At 32.6% G+C, this 24,507-nt stretch carries 26 protein-coding genes; 23 read left to right on the top strand and 3 right to left on the bottom strand.

What is annotated here, in order from left to right; genetic code table 11:
* Nucleotide 1 precedes the first annotated feature (1 nt).
* From rlmN to MHH94_RS08770, 10 genes are all read left to right on the top strand, one after another.
* On the top strand, nucleotides 2–1,093 hold the full coding sequence (gene rlmN / locus MHH94_RS08815; protein ID WP_049319422.1) for a 23S rRNA (adenine(2503)-C(2))-methyltransferase RlmN: 1,092 nt from the start codon (nucleotides 2–4) through the stop codon (nucleotides 1,091–1,093).
* 3 nt (nucleotides 1,094–1,096) lie between these two features.
* Nucleotides 1,097–1,843 (top strand): Stp1/IreP family PP2C-type Ser/Thr phosphatase, encoded by a 747-nt coding sequence (locus tag MHH94_RS08810; protein ID WP_025904563.1) that lies wholly within the window; start codon nucleotides 1,097–1,099, stop codon nucleotides 1,841–1,843.
* Entirely contained in the window at nucleotides 1,840–3,831 is a 1,992-nt protein-coding gene (gene pknB, locus MHH94_RS08805; RefSeq protein ID WP_078355689.1) for a Stk1 family PASTA domain-containing Ser/Thr kinase, read from the top strand. Before MHH94_RS08810 ends, pknB begins: the two co-directional genes overlap by 4 nt.
* Nucleotides 3,832–3,961: 130 nt before the next feature.
* The gene (locus tag MHH94_RS08800; RefSeq protein WP_119650281.1) at nucleotides 3,962–5,158 is read left to right on the top strand and encodes a hypothetical protein; all 1,197 of its coding nucleotides are present in this window, start codon (nucleotides 3,962–3,964) and stop codon (nucleotides 5,156–5,158) included.
* A 75-nt stretch (nucleotides 5,159–5,233) separates the two neighbouring features.
* A complete protein-coding gene (locus MHH94_RS08795; RefSeq protein ID WP_048542496.1) occupies nucleotides 5,234–6,523 on the top strand; it encodes a cytochrome P450 in 1,290 nt (429 codons plus the stop codon).
* A gap of 124 nt (nucleotides 6,524–6,647) precedes the next feature.
* The gene (locus tag MHH94_RS08790; protein ID WP_058591363.1) at nucleotides 6,648–7,328 is read left to right on the top strand and encodes a response regulator transcription factor; all 681 of its coding nucleotides are present in this window, start codon (nucleotides 6,648–6,650) and stop codon (nucleotides 7,326–7,328) included.
* Entirely contained in the window at nucleotides 7,318–8,694 is a 1,377-nt protein-coding gene (locus MHH94_RS08785) for a sensor histidine kinase (protein ID WP_078355691.1), read from the top strand. The genes MHH94_RS08790 and MHH94_RS08785 overlap by 11 nt, the downstream gene beginning before the upstream one ends.
* Nucleotides 8,695–8,761: 67 nt before the next feature.
* Nucleotides 8,762–9,637, top strand: coding sequence for a ribosome small subunit-dependent GTPase A (gene rsgA / locus MHH94_RS08780; protein ID WP_078355692.1), 876 nt, complete (start codon nucleotides 8,762–8,764; stop codon nucleotides 9,635–9,637).
* Nucleotides 9,637–10,284, top strand: a complete 648-nt coding sequence (gene rpe, locus MHH94_RS08775; RefSeq protein WP_058591365.1) for a ribulose-phosphate 3-epimerase — start codon at nucleotides 9,637–9,639, stop codon at nucleotides 10,282–10,284. Before rsgA ends, rpe begins: the two co-directional genes overlap by 1 nt.
* A 2-nt stretch (nucleotides 10,285–10,286) precedes the next feature.
* Nucleotides 10,287–10,931: a thiamine diphosphokinase gene (locus tag MHH94_RS08770; RefSeq protein ID WP_340840701.1), complete on the top strand. Its 645-nt coding sequence runs from the start codon at nucleotides 10,287–10,289 to the stop codon at nucleotides 10,929–10,931.
* 54 nt (nucleotides 10,932–10,985) lie between these two features.
* On the opposite strand, the gene rpmB is transcribed toward MHH94_RS08770, so the two are convergent.
* On the bottom strand, nucleotides 10,986–11,174 hold the full coding sequence (gene rpmB / locus MHH94_RS08765; RefSeq protein ID WP_017000124.1) for a 50S ribosomal protein L28: 189 nt from the start codon (nucleotides 11,172–11,174) through the stop codon (nucleotides 10,986–10,988).
* Between the two features lie 311 nt (nucleotides 11,175–11,485).
* Here rpmB and MHH94_RS08760 point away from each other — a divergent pair, with 311 nt between their 5' ends.
* The 11 genes from MHH94_RS08760 (at nucleotide 11,486) to MHH94_RS08710 (ending at nucleotide 22,224) form a co-directional block, all read left to right on the top strand.
* Nucleotides 11,486–11,860, top strand: a complete 375-nt coding sequence (locus MHH94_RS08760) for an Asp23/Gls24 family envelope stress response protein (protein ID WP_016911554.1) — start codon at nucleotides 11,486–11,488, stop codon at nucleotides 11,858–11,860.
* 15 nt (nucleotides 11,861–11,875) lie between these two features.
* A complete protein-coding gene (fakA, locus tag MHH94_RS08755; protein WP_058591367.1) occupies nucleotides 11,876–13,534 on the top strand; it encodes a fatty acid kinase catalytic subunit FakA in 1,659 nt (552 codons plus the stop codon).
* Between the two features lie 127 nt (nucleotides 13,535–13,661).
* Complete coding sequence (gene sdaAB / locus MHH94_RS08750; protein WP_025904553.1) at nucleotides 13,662–14,327, top strand: L-serine ammonia-lyase, iron-sulfur-dependent subunit beta; 666 nt, start codon at nucleotides 13,662–13,664, stop codon at nucleotides 14,325–14,327.
* 13 nt (nucleotides 14,328–14,340) lie between these two features.
* Entirely contained in the window at nucleotides 14,341–15,210 is an 870-nt protein-coding gene (gene sdaAA / locus MHH94_RS08745; protein ID WP_058591368.1) for an L-serine ammonia-lyase, iron-sulfur-dependent, subunit alpha, read from the top strand.
* 143 nt (nucleotides 15,211–15,353) lie between these two features.
* Nucleotides 15,354–17,393, top strand: coding sequence for an ATP-dependent DNA helicase RecG (gene recG, locus MHH94_RS08740; protein WP_340840690.1), 2,040 nt, complete (start codon nucleotides 15,354–15,356; stop codon nucleotides 17,391–17,393).
* Between the two features lie 58 nt (nucleotides 17,394–17,451).
* Nucleotides 17,452–18,072, top strand: a complete 621-nt coding sequence (locus MHH94_RS08735) for a class A sortase (RefSeq protein ID WP_048542520.1) — start codon at nucleotides 17,452–17,454, stop codon at nucleotides 18,070–18,072.
* A gap of 632 nt (nucleotides 18,073–18,704) precedes the next feature.
* Nucleotides 18,705–19,274, top strand: a complete 570-nt coding sequence (gene fapR / locus MHH94_RS08730) for a transcription factor FapR (protein WP_025905295.1) — start codon at nucleotides 18,705–18,707, stop codon at nucleotides 19,272–19,274.
* A complete protein-coding gene (gene plsX, locus MHH94_RS08725; protein WP_078355695.1) occupies nucleotides 19,267–20,253 on the top strand; it encodes a phosphate acyltransferase PlsX in 987 nt (328 codons plus the stop codon). Before fapR ends, plsX begins: the two co-directional genes overlap by 8 nt.
* Nucleotides 20,246–21,166, top strand: coding sequence for an ACP S-malonyltransferase (gene fabD / locus MHH94_RS08720; RefSeq protein ID WP_058591370.1), 921 nt, complete (start codon nucleotides 20,246–20,248; stop codon nucleotides 21,164–21,166). Before plsX ends, fabD begins: the two co-directional genes overlap by 8 nt.
* Nucleotides 21,166–21,903, top strand: coding sequence for a 3-oxoacyl-[acyl-carrier-protein] reductase (fabG, locus tag MHH94_RS08715; RefSeq protein WP_048542526.1), 738 nt, complete (start codon nucleotides 21,166–21,168; stop codon nucleotides 21,901–21,903). The genes fabD and fabG overlap by 1 nt, the downstream gene beginning before the upstream one ends.
* 87 nt (nucleotides 21,904–21,990) lie before the next feature.
* Nucleotides 21,991–22,224, top strand: a complete 234-nt coding sequence (locus MHH94_RS08710; RefSeq protein ID WP_017000113.1) for an acyl carrier protein — start codon at nucleotides 21,991–21,993, stop codon at nucleotides 22,222–22,224.
* A gap of 85 nt (nucleotides 22,225–22,309) precedes the next feature.
* Here the strand turns inward: MHH94_RS08710 and MHH94_RS08705 are convergent, their stop codons facing one another.
* Both MHH94_RS08705 and MHH94_RS08700 read right to left on the bottom strand, forming a co-directional pair.
* The gene (locus tag MHH94_RS08705) at nucleotides 22,310–23,530 is read right to left on the bottom strand and encodes a tyrosine-type recombinase/integrase (protein WP_340840677.1); all 1,221 of its coding nucleotides are present in this window, start codon (nucleotides 23,528–23,530) and stop codon (nucleotides 22,310–22,312) included.
* 21 nt (nucleotides 23,531–23,551) lie between these two features.
* On the bottom strand, nucleotides 23,552–23,704 hold the full coding sequence (locus tag MHH94_RS08700; protein ID WP_158259723.1) for a hypothetical protein: 153 nt from the start codon (nucleotides 23,702–23,704) through the stop codon (nucleotides 23,552–23,554).
* Nucleotides 23,705–23,777: 73 nt separating this feature from the next.
* Between MHH94_RS08700 and MHH94_RS08695 the strand changes: the two genes are divergently transcribed.
* Nucleotides 23,778–23,987 carry a hypothetical protein gene (locus MHH94_RS08695; protein ID WP_340840674.1) on the top strand — a complete coding sequence of 70 codons (210 nt, stop codon included), beginning with the start codon at nucleotides 23,778–23,780 and terminating at the stop codon, nucleotides 23,985–23,987.
* Nucleotides 23,980–24,498 (top strand): hypothetical protein, encoded by a 519-nt coding sequence (locus MHH94_RS08690; RefSeq protein WP_084756749.1) that lies wholly within the window; start codon nucleotides 23,980–23,982, stop codon nucleotides 24,496–24,498. The genes MHH94_RS08695 and MHH94_RS08690 overlap by 8 nt, the downstream gene beginning before the upstream one ends.
* Nucleotides 24,499–24,507 lie beyond the last annotated feature (9 nt).

The following is a 24,507-nucleotide window of genomic DNA, read 5'->3' as shown; positions in this document are numbered from 1 at the left end:
TATGCCAGCGATACAGAAAAAACGCAATAAATTTATGCCAAACTTCGAAAGACCTTCAATATATTCATTACAATTAGGAGAATTAGAAGATTGGTTGATCGATCAATCAGAACCAAAGTTTAGGGCTAAACAAATTTTTGATTGGTTATATGTTAAAAGAGTAGACGCTTTTAGCGAAATGACAAATCTTTCAAAAGAATTGAGAGAAAAACTTGTACAATCATTTGAAATTACAACGTTAGAAGTAGCTGTTAAACAAGAAAGTAAAGATGGAACAATCAAGTTTCTTTTTGAATTACAAGATGGATACACGATTGAAACAGTATTAATGAGACATGAATATGGGAATTCAGTTTGTGTGACAACTCAAGTTGGTTGTCGTATAGGTTGTACGTTCTGTGCCTCATCAATCGGTGGTTTGAAACGTAACCTTGAAGCGGGTGAAATTGTTGCACAAGTATTAACAGTTCAAAAAGCTTTAGATGCTACGGATGAGCGTGTCAGCCAAGTTGTTATTATGGGTATTGGTGAACCATTTGAGAACTATGATGAAATGATGGGATTCTTAAAAATCATTAATCATGATAAAGGTTTAAACATCGGAGCACGTCATATAACAGTTTCTACATCAGGTATAATCCCTAAAATTTACGATTTTGCTGATGAATCCCTACAAATAAACTTTGCGTTAAGTTTACATGCAGCTGATAATGAAACACGTTCAAGATTGATGCCTATAAACAGAGCTTATGATTTAGATAAATTAATGGAAGCTATTGAATACTATGTCAATAAAACGAATAGAAGAATCACTTTTGAATATGGTTTGTTCGGAGGTGTAAATGACCAAGTTCATCATGCAAAAGCATTGGCAAAACTAATTAAACATTTAAACTGTCACGTGAACTTAATTCCAGTTAACCACGTACCAGAACGTGACTATGTAAAAACATCAAAAGAAGATATCTTTAAATTTGAAAAAGAATTAAAAAGAAACGGGATAAATGCTACAATAAGACGTAATCAAGGTGCAGATATTGATGCTGCATGTGGACAACTAAGAGCAAAAGAGCGAAAAGAAGAAACGAGGTAACAAATCATGGAAGCACGGTTTTTTACAGATGTCGGTCAATTTCGAGAACAAAATGAAGATGCAGGTGGTATCTATACAAATCAAACGGGTCAAGTTTTATTAGTGATTTGTGATGGTATGGGTGGACATGCTGCAGGTGAAGTTGCAAGCCAATTTGTGAATGATTCACTTAAAGCTAGATTCGAAGATGAAAATTATATTGAATATGATCATGCAGAAGATTGGTTACAATCTAACTTAGCTGATATAAACAGACAATTATATAACGAGTCTATGAACAATGAGATGTATAGAGGAATGGGTACAACTTGTGTTTGTGCTTTAGTCTATGAAAAAGACATCGTTGTAGCTAATATAGGTGATTCACGTGCTTATTTGATGAACAGTCGTGAAATGATGCAATTAACAAATGATCATACATTTGTTAATCATCTTGTTACGATTGGAGAAATTACGAAAGAGGAGGCTTTCACGCATCCTCAAAGAAACATTATTACAAAAGTTATGGGAACAGATAAACGTGTTAACCCAGATATTTTTTACTACAATACAAAATTTTATGATTATTTGCTTTTAAATTCAGATGGTTTAACAGATTACTTACATGAAGATGACGTTCAACAAATTGTGATGTCTCATAAAGGTACGGTTGATGATATTGGTGAAACGCTTATCGAAGAAACAATCGAAGTCGAAGGTAAAGATAATATCTCGTTAATATTATATCCATTTGAAGGTGGAAAAATATGATAGGTCGCATAATCGCCGGTCGCTATGAATTTGTGAAGTATCTTGGTGGCGGTGGTATGAGTAACGTCTATTTAGCGAAAGATAAGATCTTGAACCGTGATGTAGCAGTGAAAGTAATCAACATACCGCCTTATGAAAAAGAAAAAGCAGTTGAACGATTCGAACGAGAAGTTCAAAATACGACGATTTTAAGTCATAGTAACGTTGTGAATGTACTTGATGTAGAAGAAGATGATAATTGTTATTACCTTGTTATGGAATATATAGAAGGACCAACATTAAAGGAGTATCTATGTAAAGAAGGTAAGTTATCTGCAGATGAAGCGGTTGAAATGACGCTTCAAATCTTAAAAGGTATCGCACATGCTCATCATCATCGAATTATTCATCGAGATATTAAACCGCAAAACATTCTCATGACTAAAAATGGGACTTTAAAAATATTAGACTTTGGTATCGCAAGGGCATTAAGTGAAACAGCTTTAACAGAAACGAATCATGTTATGGGTTCTGTTCAATATTTATCGCCTGAACAAGCTAAAGGTCAATCAACAGATGAATCATCAGATATTTATTCTATTGGTATTGTATTGTATGAATTATTAACAGGACACCCGCCGTTTAATGGGGAAACGCCTGTAAGTGTAGCCATTAAACATATTCAAGAAGAGTTGCCATCTATTAGAAAAGAACGACCATCTATACCTCAAAGTATAGAAAATGTCATTATGAAAGCAACTCGTAAAGAAAAATCACTAAGGTACCGTGATACAAATGAAATGTATTATGACCTTTTAACAGCATTGGACGATGAACGTAAAGATGAATTACCTAGGTATGAGTCTGATTCAGATACTAAAACAATGCCCGTTATAAAAGCTGATGAAGAAGAAAGTGATACAAAGACTGTTCCAATTGCAACGACGCAACAAAATGCTAATGCACAACAGCAAAATATGGAAACAAATAAACCTAAACGTAAGCGTAATAAATGGTTAATCGTTTTTGTACCCATTTTACTATTATGTATGTTAGTAGGTGCAATTGGTTTTGCCTTAACGGCTCCTAAATATGTAGACGTGCCTAACTTATTAGGTAAATCACGTGGTGAAGCCTTAGCTTTAATAGATGAAAAAGGTTTAAGCAAAGGTAAAATAACAGAAGCCTATAGTAATAGTTTTAAAGAAGGCGAAGTTATGAAAGTAACACCTAAAGTAGGTAGTAAGGTTAAAGAAATGACTAAAGTTGATTTAGTGATATCTCAAGGTGTTAAGACGTTTACCATAGAAGATTATGTTGGAAAATCAGCAGACAAAACGAAAAAGCAATTAGAAAAACAAGGCTTTGAATCTGTCCGTATAAAAGAACAGTATGATAAAGCGACGAATGGCACAGTGATTAATCAAAATATCGAACCAGGTTCTAAAGTTGTACCTAAAGATACGATGATTATTTTGACAAAATCAATCGGCGTAAAACAAGAATACGTTAAAGATTATACAGGTGAAGAAATTAGTAAAGCAACTTCTGAACTTGAAGCGCTTGGATTTAAAGTAGAACAATCTGAAGTTGAAAGTGATGAACCAGCAGATACAATCGTTAAACAATCATTTAAAGATGGACAATTGCCAGTCGAATCAACGATTTATTTTGATGTATCTAAAGGTGAAGATAAAGACTCTAACTCAGATAAATCAGATGATAAAGATAAAAAAGATGACAGTGATGATAACGCAAGAGATAAAACATATACACAATCCGTTTATATACCATTTACAGGTTCTGATAGTAAAAAAGGTCAGAAAGTAGAGATCTTTGTTAAAGATAAATCAAATGATATCAAAAAAGTTGCAGATTCCTTTACGATTAAAAAAGATACAACAAGAAGCATTAATTTCACGATTCCAAAAGGCGAATCAGCTGAATATCGCGTTGAAGTAGATGGTAAAGAGGTTGAAAGTAACACAATTGATTACGATGATTTCTAAATATATGAAAAGTATATAGCTATTTGAGGGGCTGAAACATTAAACAGTGTTTCAGTCTCTATTTTTATACACTATTGATTTAATGTTTAGTTCTTAGTAAAATTTAGAAAATGAGTCTGGGGTGAAAAATATGCTTCCTTATGTGTCTTTATATGAATATGTATATCGTCAAACAGAACATGCTATTGTAGATGCTGATCAAAAGCACGCTATTTATGAAGAGTATAAAAATATTGTGACCTCATCTCATCTGTCTGATCAAGTCTTTATAGAAGTTATGAATAATTTCTTTTATGATATAGGCTTGTTGAGTACGTCTATTAAGGCATTGAAAATTCCTGACAAACAAGTTGGAATTAAGGTAAGAGCTACTAAAGATGCTTTAGTTGTTACGAAAGTGCTGGATGATATACGCTTTGTTGTTGGTGATGAAATTACACAGTTATCAGGGGATTCTATTGAATATTGTAGAATGAGATATCATCGTTTATTAAAAGATGAACCATACCATAGAGAAGAATGGGGACATATTTTAACTTTCCAAAATGAAGTAGAAGTAAAAAGAGCGAATCAAACTTATCACTTTGAATTGAGACATTATCCGGTGAGTACAGAACATACGATTGATGTGACGGTTAAGGATGATGTACCAATATTAGAATTTAACGGTGATATTCGTTTTGAACAAGCTGTTGAAGCGTTATACAAATTATCCAAAATTCAAGCATCATCTAAAAAAGTCATTTTTGATTTTAGAAATGCACAATTTAAAAATTTGAGTATCGCAGAGTTTCTTATGCCTTATTTTTATGAGATTGGCAATCAAGAAACAATATTAACGAAAGACACACAAGTAAAGGTTGAGCGAGAGCGTCATAAGTCGTTATTTAAGCAAAAATTAGAACGTTTGTATAAAGCATGCAGTGAAATGAATGAACAAGCTTTTTATCAAAATATTTTAGATCAACCTGTTGGTGATTGGAAATTCTTTGATGATGATAAAATTGATTTTATCGGATTAAGTCGATTTGAAGAAATTGTGATCTTGATTGATAAAGATACATCTTATGCAGCTGAATGGCTCGTTTATAAAGTAGTAAAATCGGGAATAGTCAATCTTGTCGGAAGACCAACGAATGGAAATCTAGCGTTTTTTAATATTGTTGATGAAATTATTGATCAACGATTTATACTCAGTTTTCCAGTTGAAAATCTAAATCAATCGATTCAAGATGATGTCGTTTATCCAGATACGCTAATTGAGTGGTCAAAAAGACATGCATTAGTTGACAAAGATATTAAATTTTCAATTGATAATAGTAGTTGATTGATTATTTTCACAGAAAATGAAATAATATGTAAGTATATGAAATTTACAAAAATTCTAGGGGGCATTAACTTTATGGGTAAGCAAATACCAAAAGATAGAGGTCTAGACAGTACATTTAAAGTTTTGAAAGAAGGCTATAAATATGTACCAAATAGACTTGAGAAATTTGATACAAATATTTTTGAATTAAGAGCATTAGGCGGAAGAAGAACAGTTGTAATCAGTGGTAAAGAAGCAGCAGAGCTTTTTTATAATAACGATTTAATTGAAAGACAAGGTACGTTACCAAAACGTGTTGTTAATACTTTATTCGGTAAAGGCGCTATACATACTACTGGTGGTAAAAAACACATAGACCGTAAAGCTCTATTTATGTCATTAATGACTGAAGAAAATTTAGAATATTTGAGAGAACTTACACGTAGTACTTGGTTCATGAATACTGAACGTATGGAAAGAATGGACGAAGTTAACGTTTATAAAGAATCTATTATCTTATTAACTAAAGTTGGATTTAGATGGGCAGGCGTTATCGCGTCTCCTGAAGAAATTGAAAGCTGTGCCCAAGATATGGACACAATGATTGATTCATTTAAAAATATCGGTACTGCATTCAAAGGGTATAGAGAAGCTAAAAAAGCAAGAGATAGAGTGGAAACATTCCTAGAAAATCAAATTATTGCAGTACGTGAAGGTAAATTAACACCTCCACAAGGTACAGCATTACATGAATTTAGTCACTGGGAAGATTTTGAAGGTAATTTAATGGATTCTAGATTGTGTGCGATCGATTTAATGAACGTTGTGCGTCCTCTAGTCGCGATTAATCGTTTTATTAGTTTCGGTGTGAAAGCATTACATGATTATCCAGGAGAAGCAGAAAAAGTCTTCAATAATGAAAATGACTATGCTTATAAATTTGTACAAGAAGTTAGAAGATTCTATCCATTCGTACCTTATTTACCTGGTAAAGCAGCAGTAGATATCGAATTTGATGGCTATACGATTGAGAAAGATACTTTCTTAGTATTAGATATTTACGGAACATTGCATAGAGACGGCTTATGGGAGAATCCAGAAAGGTTCTATCCAAACCGCTTTAGCGATTGGGACGGAAGTCCATTTGATTTAATCCCTCAAGGTGGTGGCGATTATTATACAAACCACCGTTGTGCTGGTGAGTGGATGACAATTATCATCATGGAAGAATCTATGAAATACTTCGCTAGAAACATTTCATATGATATGAAAAAAGACCAAGATCTATCTGTTAATTTAAATAAATTACCAGGTCGTGTCGTAAGTGGTACAATCATTGAAAATGTAAATGCATTAGTAAACCGTAACGTAGAATCAGTTTAATCATGAATTGATTCATTATAATAATATTATTCAGGCTGAAATTTCATTCGAAATTTCAGCCTGAATTCATGTATATATGAAAATTCTAAAAGATATTTGGTATCATAGGTAAAGAGGTGATGACATGGTAACTTGTTTAGTTGTAGATGATGATAAATTTATCTTAAATGATTTGAAGCGAGAAATTGAACGTGAACATATAAATGTTATAACAAGTCTCAGTGGTGAGGAAGCTATAGAAGTTGTAGAGCATAAATATATTGATATTGCTGTTGTAGATATTATGATGCCAGGTATGGACGGCTTTGAATTGTGTCAAATACTTAAGGATAGTTTTGATATTCCAGTTATCATGTTAACGGCAAGAGATGAGTTGAGTGATAAAGAAAATGCATTTCTCGCTGGAACAGATGATTATGTGACAAAACCATTTGAAATTAAAGAGTTAATATTTAGAATAAAAGCTGTTCTACGCAGGTTTAAAATTAATTCATCCAATGAACTTCAAATAGGTAATACACATATCAATAGTGTTGATATGGAAATAACGATTAATCAGAAAACAATGCTTTTACCAAAGAAAGAATTTGCATTACTAGATTATTTAATGCGTAACAAAGATAAAGTAATACAACGAGACAAAATTATTGAAGTTGTATGGGGTATTGATTTCGAAGGAGACGAACGAACGCTTGATGTACATATTAAACGTATTAGAAAGCGATTAGAAAAGTTAGAGAGTGATGTCTTGATTAAAACCGTCAGAGGCGTTGGTTACAAGGCGGTGCTTGCTCATGAGGTTTAAGTCTTTAGCTCAACGAATAACGATTTATACAATAGTTGTGATGCTCGTAAGTGCTATTTTAGGTTTTATTCTTACAAATATTTATTATCATATAGATTTAAAAGAAAAAAATGACCACAAAGTGTTTAATACTTTAAAAGATGTTCAAGATTATATTGATCATGATAATGAAATGTCGTTGGATAATTATTTAAATCACTTAAGCGAGCTACATTATCAAGCTGTATTGTATAATGATAAGTTGAAACCGACTTATTATGGTGATAACTTTAGAAAATATAATTTAGACAACCAAGCTGTTGAAGATGTATTAGACGGTAAAACGTATCATGGTATTAAGAATAGACCGTTTAATATTTTTATTACAGGATTCTTTGATAATGAAACGAGAAACACTGTCGGTATAAAGATTCAACATCAAGGTGCTGAGTATGCGTTATTCTTGAGACCTAGTGTGGGTTCCATGTTAGGCGAATTTAGAATATTTTTAGCGATATTGCTTGTATTGCTAGTCGTAATTTCATTAGTACTCGTGCTCTTCTCAAGTTATTCATTAGCAAACCCAATTAGACGACTTATGAAGACGACTGAATCATTAAGAAAAGGTGACTTTGATGTCGATATCAAAGTAACACGTAACGATGAAATAGGTATATTACAACACCGATTTATTAAGATGAGAGATGAACTTAAACAGCTAGAAATGATGAGACAATCCTTTGTTCAAAATGTATCTCATGAAATTAAATCTCCGCTTCAGTCTATTTTAAGTTTATTAAGAGAACTTGAACATGAACAAGATGAAAATAAAAGAACACAAATTATAGAAGATATATATGCTAGGGCATATCGTTTGAGTAATTTAACGAAACAATTATTGTTGTTATCTGAGTTAGATAATAGTGAGCATTTATCATTTAATGAAACAGTACATGTTCAAAAAGTCGTTAAAGAAGTCGTTCAAAATCTGAATTTCTTATTAGAAGACAATGAAATCTCAGTTCTATTTGATATGGATGATTTAACTATTAAAGGTAATCATAAATTACTTTATCAAGCACTTTATAATATATTAAGTAATGCTATTAAATACTCACCAGAACATAGTATGATACAAATTGATCTAAAAGAACAAAATGAATTTGTACAAGTTTCGATTATTGATGAAGGTTATGGCATGACTGAGAAACAGCTGAAACATATTAAAGATCGATTTTATAAAGGTGATCAATCTCATAATGTACATGTTGATAGTAACGGTCTAGGGTTATCGATTGTTGATTCAATTATTGAACATCATGATGCTCAAATCTTCTTCGAAAGTGAAGTCGATAAAGGGACAGAAGTAACGATTTTGTTTAAGTAACATAAATAATTGATTATTTAAGCAGTATGATTTGGTATAATTAAAATAAAATGAGGTAGGTGTTATATTGAAAACTGGTCGTATTATTAAATCAATAAGTGGAGATTATTCAGTACAAGCTGACGATGGTATATATATTACGAGAGCTCGAGGATTATTCAGAAAGAAGAAAACATCTCCAGTTGTCGGAGATATAGTTGATTTTCAAGTTGAAAATCAAACAGGTGGCTATATTCAACATATTCATGAACGTGAGAATATATTACTAAGACCCCCTGTTTCAAATATTCATAAAGTTATCGTCGTGATGAGTGCATCAGAACCAGCATTTAGTCAACAATTATTAGATAGATTTCTCGTAGTCGTTCATTCATACAATATTACACCTATAATATGTGTAACTAAAAAAGATCTCGCGACTGATGATGAAATTCAACAAATACAAGATAAATTAGCGCAATATCAATCAATTGGATATGAAACATTATTTATAGGTGATGATGATGATGTATCAAATGCGATTAAACCTTTAATTGACGGTATTATCGTGTTAAGTGGACAATCTGGTGTTGGTAAATCCACGATTATGAATAGATTGTTCGACGATTTGAATTTAGAAACGAACAAAATCTCAAAAGCACTTAATCGTGGTAAACATACGACAAGACATGTTGAATTGTATGAGTTAGAGGGTGGTTATTTAGCTGACACACCAGGATTTAGTGCATTAGACTTTTCACACATTGAAAAGGAAGATCTCGCAGATTTATTCCCAGAATTTGAAGCCATTAAATCACAGTGTAAATTTAGAAATTGTACGCACATTAATGAACCTAAATGTGCAGTAAAAGAACTAATTCAAGATAATCATTTTTATCAGTTAAGATATAAGCACTATTTGACATTATTCGAAGAAATTCAAAATAGAAAGGTAAGATATTAATGTTAAAAATAGCACCTTCACTTTTAGCTTGTGATTTTGCAGAATTAAAACAAGAAGTAACACGCGTTAAGGAATCTGGCGCAGACATTTTACATTTTGATGTAATGGATGGTCAGTTTGTACCAAATATATCGATTGGATTACCTATTTTAGAATCATTAAGAAAAGTAACAGATATGACGATTGATACACATTTAATGATCGAGAACCCAGAACAAATGATTGATGCGTTTTGTAAAGCGGGTAGTGACATGGTATCTGTTCATTACGAGGCGACACCACACATTCATAGAGCGATACAACAAATCAAAGCGCATGATAAATTAGCAGGTGTTGTTATCAACCCTGGAACGCCTGTAGAATCATTATCGCAAATTTTAGGAGACGTGGACTTTGTTCTAATTATGACTGTGAATCCAGGATTTGGTGGTCAAAGCTTCATAGAATCTACGTTAAATAAAATTACTTGGTTAGACGAATATAGAAATGAACATGACTTAAACTTTGAAATTGAAGTTGATGGTGGTATTAATGAAGAAACAGGTGCGTTATGTAAAGCACAAGGCGCAGACATATTAGTTGCAGGATCTTATTACTTCAAACATGAAGACTACAAAGAACCTGTACATAAATTAAAGGGTGATTAATCGTGAAAGTAAATCTATTATGTAGTATGCGTCATATCAATGAACATATACTTCAAGATGAAAAACACATTGATTGGATAGGTGTAGATAGAGGAACAATTGAATTAATTAAACATGATATTAAGCCTGTTGCTGCAATAGGAGACTTTGATTCGGTATCAGATGAAGAGTATCAACAAATCATTGAACATATCGATATTGATCCGGTTAAGAAAGAAAAGGATGATACCGATCTTGCATTAGCGGTTAACTTAGCAGTTGAACTCGGATACGAAGAAATTAGAATATATGGTGCGACAGGTGGCAGATTAGATCATTTTATGGGTGCTGTTCAAATATTAACGAAACCAGAATTTCTGGAAGATAATATTCAAATCACGCTCTTAGATAAGCAAAATGAAATTACAGTATTAAAAGCAGGAAATCATCGAATTTCACAAGTAGAAGGTATGAAATATGTGTCCTTTATTCCGTTAAGTACGAATATTAGAATAAAATTAGAAGAATTTAAATATGATTTACCATTTACAACTTTGGCGCAAGGCTCAACGTTAACGATTAGTAATGAGTTTAAAGAGGGGCGTGAACATCCATTAGTGACAGTTGAACTTGGCAATATATTGATGGTACAAAGTAAAGATAAATAAAAAAAGAGAACCTTCCACACAAAGGTTCTCTTTATTATATGTGACTTATATTCATTAAACGCGTGTAACTTTACCTGATTTAAGCGCACGAGCTGAAACCCATACACGTTTAGGTTTACCGTCAACTAAGATTCTAACTTTTTGTAAATTAGCGTTCCAACGACGTTTGTTAGCATTTAATGCGTGAGAACGGTGGTTACCAGTTCTAGCTTTACGACCTGTTACGAAACATTCTTTAGCCATAAATATCCTCCTTTAATGAAATATAAATACATATTTATTTACGTTTACACACTTTAATAATATAACACGCACTTATAATTTATTCAACGGATTTTTTGTAAATTAGCGAAAAAATAATAACAAATTTCGCAAAAAGTATTTTAAAGTTCAATTTATTTGTTATAATAATATCTTGTGAAAACGTTGTATAAAAAACGTGATTAAAATGATGAATTCTTGCGATGTGAATGTGATATTAAGTATAATTAAACAGAACATATAAAAGTAGTTAATAAAACGAAAAAATTTAAATGTGTAGGAGGGACGTAATCATGACTTTAGAAATTACAAATGAGTATGGAAGTATCGATATTTCAAATGACGTTATTGCAACACTTGCTGGCGGAGCTGCTGTAGAATGTTATGGTATCGTTGGTATGGCAAGTAAACATCAAGTTAGAGATGGCATTGCAGAAATTCTTGGGCGTGATAATTATGCCAAAGGTGTTATTGTATCTCAAAACGAAGGTGTTCTTGATGTAGATATGTATATAATTGTGAGTTATGGTACGAAAATCTCAGAAATAGCAAACAATGTCCAATCTGCTGTTAAATATACTTTAGAACAATCATTAAATTTAAAAGTCAACGCAGTCAACATATATATCCAAGGTGTTAGAGTTATTAATGATGATGAGGAAGCATAGGGAGGCAAATACAGTATGAATAAGATTGACGGCAAATTGTTTGCTGATATGATCGTTCAAGGATCAGATAGTTTATCAAACAATGCAGATTTTGTAGATTCTTTAAATGTGTTTCCTGTACCAGACGGTGATACAGGAACAAATATGAATTTATCAATGTCATCAGGTGCAGCAGAGGTTAAATCTCATAGTAATGCACATATCGGTGAGGTTGGTAAAATATTTTCTAAAGGATTGTTAATGGGAGCAAGAGGTAACTCAGGTGTTATCTTATCTCAATTATTTAGAGGATTCTCAAAATCGATTGAGAATGAACAAGAAATTGATGCTCAACAATTCGCTAAAGCATTCCAATCAGGTGTAAATACAGCATATAAAGCTGTTATGAAACCAGTTGAAGGAACGATTTTAACAGTTGCGAGAGTAGCTGGAGAAGCGGCGGTTAAAGCTGCTGAATCAACAGAAGATGTTATTACAGTTATGGAAGCTGTAATTGAAGAAGGTCAAAAAGCATTAGAAAACACACCAAACCAACTACCAGTACTTAAAGAAGTAGGTGTAGTGGATAGTGGTGGACAAGGTTTAATGTTTGTTTATGAAGGCTTCTTAGCAACATTAAAAGGCGAAAAAATTCAACCAGCTAAAGAAAAAGTAGATACAGATGAATTTATCAATGATGACCACGATTTCGGTGGCGTTATGAATACTGAAGATATCGTCTACGGCTACTGTACAGAAATTATGGTTCGCTTTGGAAAAGATAAAAAAGCATTCGATGAAGAACAATTTAGAGAAGATATGAGTCAATTCGGTGATTCATTACTTGTAATCTCTGACGATGAAATTGCAAAAGTACATGTTCATTCTGAAACACCAGGCGAAGTATTATCATACGGAAGCCAATATGGTGAACTGATTAAAATTAAAATCGAAAACATGCGTGAACAACATAGAGAAGTACTTCGTAAAAGCGCAGATAAAAAAATAAAACAAGAACAGCAACAAGAACAAGAAACAATTGACACAGCAGTTATTACAATTTCAATGGGTGAAGGAATCACGACATTATTTAAATCACTTGGTGCAACACATGTCATCAGTGGTGGTCAAACAATGAATCCTTCAACAGAAGATATCGTAAAAGTTGTAAAACAATCAGGTTGTAAAAATGCAATCATCTTACCAAATAATAAAAATATTATTATGGCAGCTGAACAAGTTGAACATTTAGTTGATATACCTGTAGCTGTTGTAGCATCAAAAACAGTATCTCAAGGTCTGTCAGCAATGTTAAATCTTAACTTAGAGCAATCAATCGAAGAGAATAAAGCGCAAATGGAAGACGCAATGCGTTTTGTTAAATCAGGTTCCGTAACGTATGCTGTTAGAGATACAAATATAGATGGTATTACAATTAAAAAAGGTGAGTTCATGGGTATCCATGAAAGCAGCATTAAAGTAAGTGATGCTGACCACATAACAGCTAGTAAAAAGCTTATCGATGAAATGATTGATGAAGACAGTGAAATTTTAACTATTATTAAAGGTGAAGACGCTACTGATGAAGAAGTCGATCAATTAGTATCATATGTTGAAGAAAACTATGATGAAGTTGAAGTAGAAGTACATCAAGGTGACCAACCAATTTACTCATTCTTATTCTCAGTAGAATAATCTCAAGATAAAAGACAACAATGTTAAACAAAAGCGTTGTTGTCTTTTGTGTTGTAAAACGCTTACAAAACGAACGAAAGTTGTTATAATGGTATGGTGAAATTAAAAGAGAAACGAGTGATTATTGATGAAATATAGAAGTGTCTTTGACATTATTGGTCCAGTAATGGTCGGGCCATCTTCATCACATACTGCTGGTGCAGTAAGAATTGGATTAATAGCTAGAGGTTTATTTGATGGTAAACCAGAACATATTGATATATATTTATATGGGTCTTTCATGGAAACTTATAAAGGACATGGTACAGATGTTGCGTTAGTCGGTGGTATTTTAGGCTATGATACAGATGATGATCGAATCAAAACAAGTCTTCAAGATGCTGAGCAACAACAGATTGATGTAAACTTTATCGAAATGTTTGAAGAGCGATCACATCCAAACACTGCAATTATCAACATGAGAAATAAAGAAATGGAAATCTCAGTAGAAGGTATTTCAATTGGTGGCGGTAAAGTTGAAATCGTTGCGATAAATGGATTTCAAATTGCCATTAGTGGGAATTATCCTGCGTTACTTGTTTTTCATAAGGATACTTTTGGCACGATCGGGAAAGTGACCAATGTCTTTGGTGATTATCGTATTAATGTTGGTAGTATGCAAGTGGCCCGTAAAGAGAAAGGTGAACTTGCATTAATGACGTGTGAATTAGATGATGATATTCCACAAGAAGTCTTAAATAAAATTAAAGAAATTGATGGTGTACAAACAGTCACATTAATGGGGGAATCATAAAAGGAGGGTTATCATGTTTCAAAGTGTAAAAGAACTTATTGAAATTTGTGAAAGAGAAAATAAAAAAATATATGAAGTCATGATTGAACAAGAAATGCGCGTGTCTAAACTCTCTAAAGAAGAAGTTTATCAAAATATGGAACGTAATTTAGATACAATGGAAAAAGCCATTGAACGTGGTATCAATGGTGTAACTTCAACAACTGGTTTAACTGGAATGGATGCTGTACTTTTACAAGATTATTTAGAAAGTGGTCAATCACTTTCAGGTGATTTAATGATTGATGCAGTCAGTAAAGCTGTTGCGACGAACGAAGTGAATGCAGCAATGGGTAAAATATGTGCAACACCAACTGCCGGTTCCGCAGGGGTTGCACCAGGTGTGTTATTTGCGCTGAAAAAAAGACTAAACCCAACTAGAGAAGATATGTTACATTTCTTATTTACAACAGGTGCATTTGGATTTGTTGTTGCGAATAACGCATCTATATCAGGTGCGGCTGGTGGTTGCCAAGCTGAAGTAGGTTCAGCAGCTGCGATGAGTGCTGCTGCAACAGTAGAAATGGCTGGCGGTACACCTCAACAATCTGCAGAAGCATTTGCAATTAGCTTAAAAAATATGTTAGGACTTGTTTGTGATCCAGTTGCAGGTTTAGTAGAAGTACCTTGTGTTAAGAGAAACGCTGCAGGTGCTTCAAATGCAATTATTTCAGCTGATATGGCTTTAGCAGGTGTGAAATCAAGAATTCCTACTGATGAAGTAATAGAAGCTATGTATAAAATTGGCCAAACAATGCCTTCAGCACTACGTGAAACAGGTCGTGGTGGTCTAGCAGGTACGCCAACAGGTGAAAGATTAAAACAAGAGATATTTGGAAATTAACGAAAACATCAACATAAAGGCTGGGACATAATTTATTGTCCTGGCCTTTATATTTTTGTATAAATCTCATTTTGGTGAATTCGATTGGTTTATATCATATATTTGTTCTATAATTAGAGTATTAATAAATATAGGTGATAAAAATGAATAAGCAACATCTGATATATACAGAGCGAACTTTGCAAGAACTTAAAGGTGTTGGACCAAAAAGTTTACAGTTATTAAATGAATTAAATATCTATACATTAGAAGATTTAGTGTTGTATTTACCAACACGTTACGAAGATGAATCTGTCATTAATTTAAATGAAGCTACTGATGGTGATGTTGTCACTGTTACTGGAGAAGTGTATTCTAGTCCGACTGTTGCATTTTTTGGTAGGAATAAATCTAAATTAACGTGTCACATGCTAATTGATCAAATTGCCGTTAAAGTCACTTTCTTTAATCAACCTTATTTGAAAAAAAGGCTCGTAATGGGTGAATTAGTTACAATCAAAGGTAAATGGGATCAAAAGAAACAAATTATTGCTGGTCAAAAAGTAATGGCTGAAAAAGAAGACGGTGGAAATACGTTAACACCTATATATCGATTAAAAGAAGGCTTAAAACAAAAACAACTTAATAAATACATTGAACAAGCATTGCAACTTGTTGAAATTGATGAATGGTTATCACCAAGTTTAATGGATAAGTACAAATTAATGCCATTAAAAGATGTCATTCCAATTTTACATAAACCACTTCAATTTAATCACCTTAAATTAGCACGACGAACATTTTCATTTAATGAATTATTCTTATTTCAGTTAAAGATGAAATGGTTAAGCAAATTAGAAAAAGAGTCTAATAAAATAGAAGGTTTAAATTATGATGTCAATGCGGTAAAATCTTTTATCGAAACATTACCATTTGAATTAACATATGCTCAGAAAAACAGTGTGAATGAAATTTTTAGAGATTTAAAAGCACCTATTAAAATGCATCGATTATTACAAGGTGATGTAGGTTCGGGTAAAACGGTTGTTGCAGCCATTGCGATTTATGCAATGTTTAATGCTGGTAAGCAAAGTGCGCTTATGGTTCCGACAGCTATATTAGCTGAACAACATGCGATCAGCTTAGATGAGTTATTTGGTGGACAATTGAATGTCGCTTTATTAACAAGTTCAGTTAAAGGTAAAAAAAGAAAATTATTACTTGAACAGTTAGAAGCAGGAGAAGTTGACGTCATTGTAGGTACGCATGCACTTATACAAGATGACGTGGCATTTAATGACATTGGATTAGTTATCATTGATGAACAACATCGATTTGGTGTAAATCAGCGTAAGAAGTTGCGTGAAAAAGGTGCAGATACAAATGTCTTGTTTATGACAGCAACACCAATACCGAGAACATTGTCTATCTCTGCATTCGGTGAAATGGATGTAACATCGATTAAACAAATGCCTAAAGGTAGAAAAGAAATTTTGACGTCATGGGCAAAACATGAAGAAATTGATCATGTATTAAATCAGCTAAATGGAGAAATATTAAAAGGTCGACAAGCATATGTCATTTGTCCATTAATAGAAGAAAGTGAAGCGTTAGATGTTCAAAATGTGGTCGCAATCTATGAGCAATTACAGTTACGTTTCGGTGCTGATAAAGTTGGACTTGTACATGGTAAAATGAATGCAGATGAAAAAGATGAAATCATGAATAAATTTAGTAATAATGAAATCGCGATATTAGTTTCTACCACTGTAGTTGAAGTTGGAGTGAACGTACCTAATGCAACATTTATGATTATTTATGATGCCGACCGCTTTGGTTTATCTACGTTACATCAATTAAGAGGTCGTGTTGGTAGAAGTCATCATCAAAGTTACTGTACTTTAGTAGCATCACCCAAAACTGAGAGTGGTGTAGAACGTATGCACATTATGACTGAATCCACAGACGGCTTTTATTTATCGGAACGAGATTTGGAAATGAGAGGACCTGGTGACTTCTTTGGCGTTAAACAAAGTGGTTTGCCTGATTTCAGAGTTGCAAATATCGTAGAGGATTATAGAATGTTAGAAGTCGCAAGAGATGAAGCGAGTGAATTAGTTCAATCAGGTGAATTTTTCAAACCTGAATATGATAAATTGAGATTATTAGTACAAGAATCTATGTCAGAACAAAATTTTGATTGACATTGGTACACGTATTGTATAAATTTGAATTACCATATTTTGAGAGTAGGTTAGAAACATGAGATGGTTATATAAAATTATAGGTATCTTATTAATCATGACGGCAATATCTATTTTCTTCTGGAATGATATTAGAACTTATTTTACAGACCGTGTTAATGATAAGGTCATCGAGTCGTATGTAAATCATGATGACAGCGTTAAAATAAATCCAATAGAATCATGGATTACTAAAACAGAAACAGATAACTTAAAAGTAAATGAACATATGGTTGGTTATTTAAAAGTACCAGCAGCAGATATATCAGAGCCAATATTTAAAGGGCCAGCAACAGAACAAAATTTAAAAAATGGTTTGTCATTAGTAGATGAGAATGAACAGTTAAGTGAGCAGAATGTCGCAATAGCAGGACATCGTGTAGAAGGCGCAGGAATAAGATTTAACTATCTCGATCGCGCAAAAGTTGGCGATAAAGTAGAACTCATCACATTAAAAGGTAAAAAAACATATAAAATTAAAAACATTAAAAATGTTAAACCAAATCAAGTGGAAGTATTAGATGAACATAAAGGTAAACCGAATCAATTAACGTTAATAACATGTGATAATTATAATCCAGATACATTATTGTTCGAAGAGCGCATGATATTTACAGCAGTAGAAGAAAATGCAGCATAACTTTGAGGGGGAAGAGCAAAATTTGAAATTTTGCTCTTTTTTTGTTGGAAGAAATGAGTTGGATGAATTGGATATGAGAGGTCGGAGGGAGGATTCAAGATTTTGGTGTGGAGGATTCGAGATATAGTTGGATGGATTCGTGGGGAGCGAAAGGAGAATTTGAGATATTCTAAAAGATGTGAGTTAAAGAAGTAATAAACTCACATCTTATCAAAAATTAAATGATTATTTAGAAATGAACATTTTTGATTACATAAAAAATCGTCCAAGTCGTAGCTCAACTTCTTAATAAAGCCAAGAGATGGACCAAGTCATAGCTTAACTACTAAATAAAGCCAAGTCATGGCATAAGTCTTGCATTAAGCCATGAGTTTATCCAATCCAATCCCCTCGAATCCAAGGTCTAATCACCCCCAATACCTAAACAATCCCGACCTCCCCAATTTCACTCATTCCACCTAGTCTTTACATCTTATTATGTAAGTCTTATGACCGAATTTGTAAATTTCGTTCTTTTTTATTGTATAATTTGTTGAGTATATTGTTATACCCGTGTTAGTATAAGTAAGGTAGGTCATGATAGCAGGTGCTAATTTTAGCTATAAGTACATAATAGAATGGATTTGGATGAAATGAAATTATCAAAAGCAGATCGCCAGAGGGAATTAACAAATCGTTTGAAAGCTGAACCTTTCATAACTGACGAAACTTTAAGTGAATATTTTAAAGTAAGCATCCAAACTATTAGACTGGATAGAATGGAGCTAGGTATTCCAGAATTAAGACGCCGCATCAAAGATGTAGCAACACAAAATCATGATGAAATTAAATCATTACCCATTGAAGATGTCATTGGGGAAATTATAGATATTGAACTAGATAAATCAGCAATATCTATTATAGATATTAAGGAAGAACATGTTTTTACACGTAACGGTATTGCTAGAGGACACTATTTATTTGCCCAAGCTAACTCATTATGTGTAGCATTGATTAATGATGAATTAGCATTAACAACTAAAAGTAATGTTCAATTCAAAAAATCAGTAAAACTAAATGAAAGAGTCATTGCTAAAGCTACTGTGATTCATAAATCGAAACATATAGCTAAAGTAGATGTCACAAGCACTGTTCATGGAGAAACTGTTTTCCAAGGACAATTTGAAATGTATTATTCGAGCGAGGGTGAAAATAATGGTTAAGATTGCGATAGATATGATGGGCGGAGATGACGCGCCAGGTATCGTAATAGAAGCGGTTAAACAAGCAGTTAATGATTTTCCAGATTTAGAGATTTTGTTATATGGTGATGAAAAACAATTTGATTACAAACATGAACGTATCACTGTTTATCATACTGATGAAAAGATAACAATGGATGACGAACCTGTTAGATCAATTAAGAAAAAGAAAAATGCTTCAATGGTTTTAATGGCAAATGCTGTTAAAGAAGGTAAAGCTGAAGCATGTGTATCAGCTGGTAATACTGGTGCGCTAATGAGTAGTGGTTTATTTATTGTCGGCAGAATAAAAGGTATTGAAAGACCCGCATTAGTTGCGACTTTCCCGACAGTGACAGGTAAAGGATTTGTATTTTTAGATATTGGTGCAAACTCAGATGCTAAACCTGAACACCTTGTGCAATATGCTAAAATGGGTGAAATTTATGCCAAACAAATTAGAAGTATTGAAAAACCTTCATTAGCACTTTTGAATATTGGTACTGAAGAATCAAAAGGTAATGCTTTAACGAAAAAGACTTATCAATTACTTAAAGAAGAACAATTTGATAACTTTATTGGAAATGTTGAAGCAAAATCTTTATTGTTAGATGCATGTGATGTCGTTGTATCAGATGGTTATAACGGTAACATGGTGTTAAAAACAATCGAAGGAACAGCGACAGGTATATTTAAAATGTTAAAAGAAGCGATGACTGCTTCAACTAAAAACAAACTTGCTGCACTTACTTTGAAAAAAGATATTAAAAAGATTAGCAATAAAATGGACTATGCAGAATACGGTGGTTCAGTCCTATTAGGATTAAATGGTGTTGTTGTTAAGGCACACGGATCATCAGATCAACGTGCATTCTATAATGCAATTAAACAAGCTAAGCTAGCTGCAGATACTAAAATAGTAGATAAAATGAAGAAAGCAGTAGGTGAAATAAATGAGTAAAGTTGCAATCATGTTCCCTGGTCAAGGGTCACAAAAAGTAGGAATGGCAGAAGATTTATATCAAGAAGAAATTAATGCAACATCAATTCTAGAAAGAGCAAATGAATCTTTATCATTTGATTTACTTGAAATTATGTTTAAAGATCCAGAAGAAATTCTTGGATTAACTGAATATACACAACCAGCATTGTTAACGCATAGTTCAGCTTTAATGAATGCTTTAAAAGATTTAAATTATGACTACGCATTAGGACATAGTTTAGGTGAATATTCAGCATTAGTATCAGAAGGTGTATTAAAGTTTGAAGATGCCGTTCAAATCGTACATAAACGTGGTACATTAATGTCTGAAGCTTTTCCACAAGGTGTAGGTTCTATGGCTGCGGTATTAGGTTTAGACATTGAAAAAGTGAGAGAAATCTGTGAACAATTATCAACAGAGGACAAACTTATTGAACCAGCAAACATCAATTGTCCAGGTCAAATCGTTGTATCTGGTCATACAGAACTCATTGATAAACTTGCAGCTGAAGGTAAAACACTTGGTGCTAAACGTGTTATGCCATTAAAAGTTTCAGGTCCATTTCATTCTTCAATGATGAAAACTATAGCAGATGATTTTGAAAACTACATTAATCAATTTGAGTGGAAAGATGCTGAACACCCAATTGTACAAAATGTATATGCTAAACCTGAAACAGATCATGAAGTTATTAAAGCGAACATGGTTAAACAATTATTCTCACCAGTTGAATTCAGTCAATCTGTTGAGTATTTAATTGATCAGGGTGTAGATCACTTTATCGAAGTCGGTCCTAACAAAGTATTATCTGGGTTAGTTAAAAAAATTAGTCGTGATGTTAAAATAACATCAATTCAAACAATTGATGATATTAAAGGATGGAATGAATAATGACAAAAACAGCTATCGTTACAGGTGCTTCTAGAGGTATTGGTCGTAAAATTGCATTAGAACTTGGTAAAGAAGGTTACAATGTAGTTGTGAACTATGCAGGAAATAAAGAAAAAGCAGAAGAAGTCGTTTCTGAAATTAAATCATTTGGTGTAGAATCATTTGCATTTCAAGCAAACGTAAGTGAGCAAGATGAAGTTAAAGCTATGATTAAAGAAACAACATCTCAATTTGGTACTATTGATGTATTAGTCAATAATGCAGGTATTACAAGAGATAATTTATTGATGCGTATGAAACAAGACGAATGGGATGACGTGATCAATACAAACTTAAAAGGTGTATTTAACTGTGTTCAAGCAGTAACTAGACCTATGTTAAAACAAAAATCTGGTCGCATCATTAACTTATCAAGTGTTGTAGGTTCACTAGGAAACGCAGGACAAGTGAACTATGTAGCAACTAAATCAGGTGTTGAAGGTATGACAAGAACATTTGCTAGAGAATTAGCATCTAGAGGCATTACTTGTAATGCAGTTGCACCAGGATTTATCGTATCGGATATGACAGATCAATTATCTGATGAATTAAAAGAACAAATGAAGTCACAAATTCCACTTGCACGATTTGGAGAAGATAGTGATATTGCACATACAGTAGCATTTCTTGCAAGTGATAAAGCAAGCTATATTACTGGCCAAACAATTCACGTTAATGGCGGAATGTATATGCAATAAAAGCTACTTTTATAGTAGAATAGGATAGTAAGAGAAATTGAATTTCTTATTATATAAGATTTAAATCATTTAAAGGAGGTGAATGGAATGGCAAGTTTCGACAAAGTTAAAGACATTATTGTAGATCGTCTAGGTGTAGACGCTGAAAAAGTAACGCCTGAAGCTTCATTTAAAGATGATTTAGGTGCTGATTCTTTAGATATCGCTGAATTAGTAATGGAATTAGAAGATGAATTTGATATGGAAATCCCTGATGAGGAAGCAGAAAAAATCAACACAGTTGGTGACGCTGTAAAATATATTGAATCATTAGAAAAATAATTCATATTACAAAAGCCCGTATACCAATGGTTACGGGCTTTTTATTATGGTTTTTTATGAAAAGGGGGCAAAAAGGGGGCAAAATCTATACAATATTAATATTTTCTAACTTATTTACTAACTCTTTAGACATTTTCTCAGATACATGTGAGTATATTTTTAAAGTAGTATCATGATCATTATGACCAACTCTATCCATAGTAACTTTTAAAGGAATACCCATTTCAGCTAAAAGAGTTATATGTGAGTGTCTGAATATATGAGTAGTCACTTTTTTATTGATTGAATCAATTTTATCTACAGCTTCTTCTAATATTTTATTTATTTGAGAAATAAAGATAGGGTTTCCTTTACTTGTAGTGAAAATAAAACCTCGATTAATATATGATTTATTATAAAGTTGTAATTTTTTATTTTCATGGATAAGTGTTTTTAATATTTGGCAACTTCTAATATTTATATTAATTTTACGAGTACTATATTCATTTTTAGTTGTATCTTTAACACCATATCCACCATTGGACTTTTTCCAGTTAATAGTTCCTTCTATCATTAATTTCTTTTTATCAAAGTCTATGTTTTCATTTTTAATAGCTAATAGTTCTCCAACCCTCATGCCATTTAAATACATAAATTCAATAATATAAGCAGTTACAAAACGAATTCTTTTACTATCTAATCTATTAAGTGCCTGGTAATCTTCTAGTATTTTATTAATTATCAATTTAACTTCTGAATTTTCCAAGAAAAATGATTGTTTATTTCTAATTTGTTCTATAGATAAACTTTTTCGTGGTAGAGTAATGTTATCAATGAAAGATATGTTTTCTAGGTTATAAAATTTATTAACGTAACGCATTATGTTTTTAAATAAGGATAATATCTTATAGCTATATTCATGAGCAATGTTTAATTCTAGAATTTTATCAAATTGTTTTTGAGTATATGATAAATTTAACTTTTGAACTAGCACATCACTATTAAATAATTTTTTTAATACTTTGAGTTCGCTTTCTTTACTCAAAAATGTATTGTATTTATTACCTGAAGTCGCTTTGTAGTGTTTAAAATATTCATCACAGACTTCGAAAAAAGTTAAAGTACTTAATTGTTGTGTATTACTATTTGAAATAATAGAATTTATTTTTTTACCTAGCAATAACACAGCTTCATTTTTAGCCTTTTTTGTACATGTATTCATACTAATACTTACTTTTTTACTTTTATTAGTTAGCGGATCTTTATATCTTTCGTAAAATTTATAAGTTGTTTTACCGTTTTTTAAAATCCTTTCCTCATACCACATTTTCTATACCTCCTTAAAACATCAAATCGATTTAATACCAACTAATCGATGCGATTTACTTCTGTTTATTAACATTTCTAGTCTTTTATATGCTTCTAAATATGTTACTTTAAAATAATGTACTATCAGTTCAGCGGTCCATAACTCATTTGTAACAATTAACCTTTCTGGCATTGAACAAATTCAAGAGAATCATAAAGTACACCTTAAACAAAAACCTCTATAATATGACACGGACTTAAAAGTCGTGAAGTTAACAGAATCACATCCAATTATGAATGTACCTGTTGAAATAGAATTTAGTAACTCACGTAAAGATATTGTGCAGATACAACAACTCATTAATCGTAATGTGCGTAATGTCAAAAGTGCACTCAAGTATGGTAGTGGCACTGCTAACAATGTAGGTAATGGCACTAGTTGGGTTTCAACTGGGGTGGTGACGGTTGATGAGTAGAGATGTAGAAATCAAAATGGCGCGTGATCAAAGTGGGGAACAATTCTATACAAGAGCACATGTTGATGGTTTAGATGGTTTTGAAGAATACTATCAATGGCAATTAGACCTACAAAATAGTATTTACGATTTAGCGACATCTATTAGAGATTCAGGGTGGATTGAGTATCAAGTAGGTCCCCCTAAAAATGGCTTATATGCTACTGACGGATTTAGTTGTGGAATTCGAGAAATCGTACATCAATATGGTGAACGTGGCGAAAAGAGAATCACAAGAAAAATGATACGTGTTAATATACGTAATTTTACAAACGGTGAACAGATTGCACAGTTACCTACTGGATTTATGAAATATACGCAAGTTTTTTATTCTAGATCAGGTAGTGGTAGACAACCTATCATGGTTGAAATCCGAGGGAATGGTGCTTTGAATGTCTATATCGATAGCTCAAATCAATCTGGAAGTAGCAACAGTAACTGGATATATGCACAATTTGAATGGACAGAATAAAGGAGGGTT

Source organism: Mammaliicoccus sp. FSL K6-3158 (assembly GCF_038005105.1).
GTDB lineage: Bacteria > Bacillota > Bacilli > Staphylococcales > Staphylococcaceae > Mammaliicoccus > Mammaliicoccus sciuri.
Note: the sequence above shows the minus strand (reverse complement) of the source record. Positions and strands in the feature narration are given on the sequence as shown.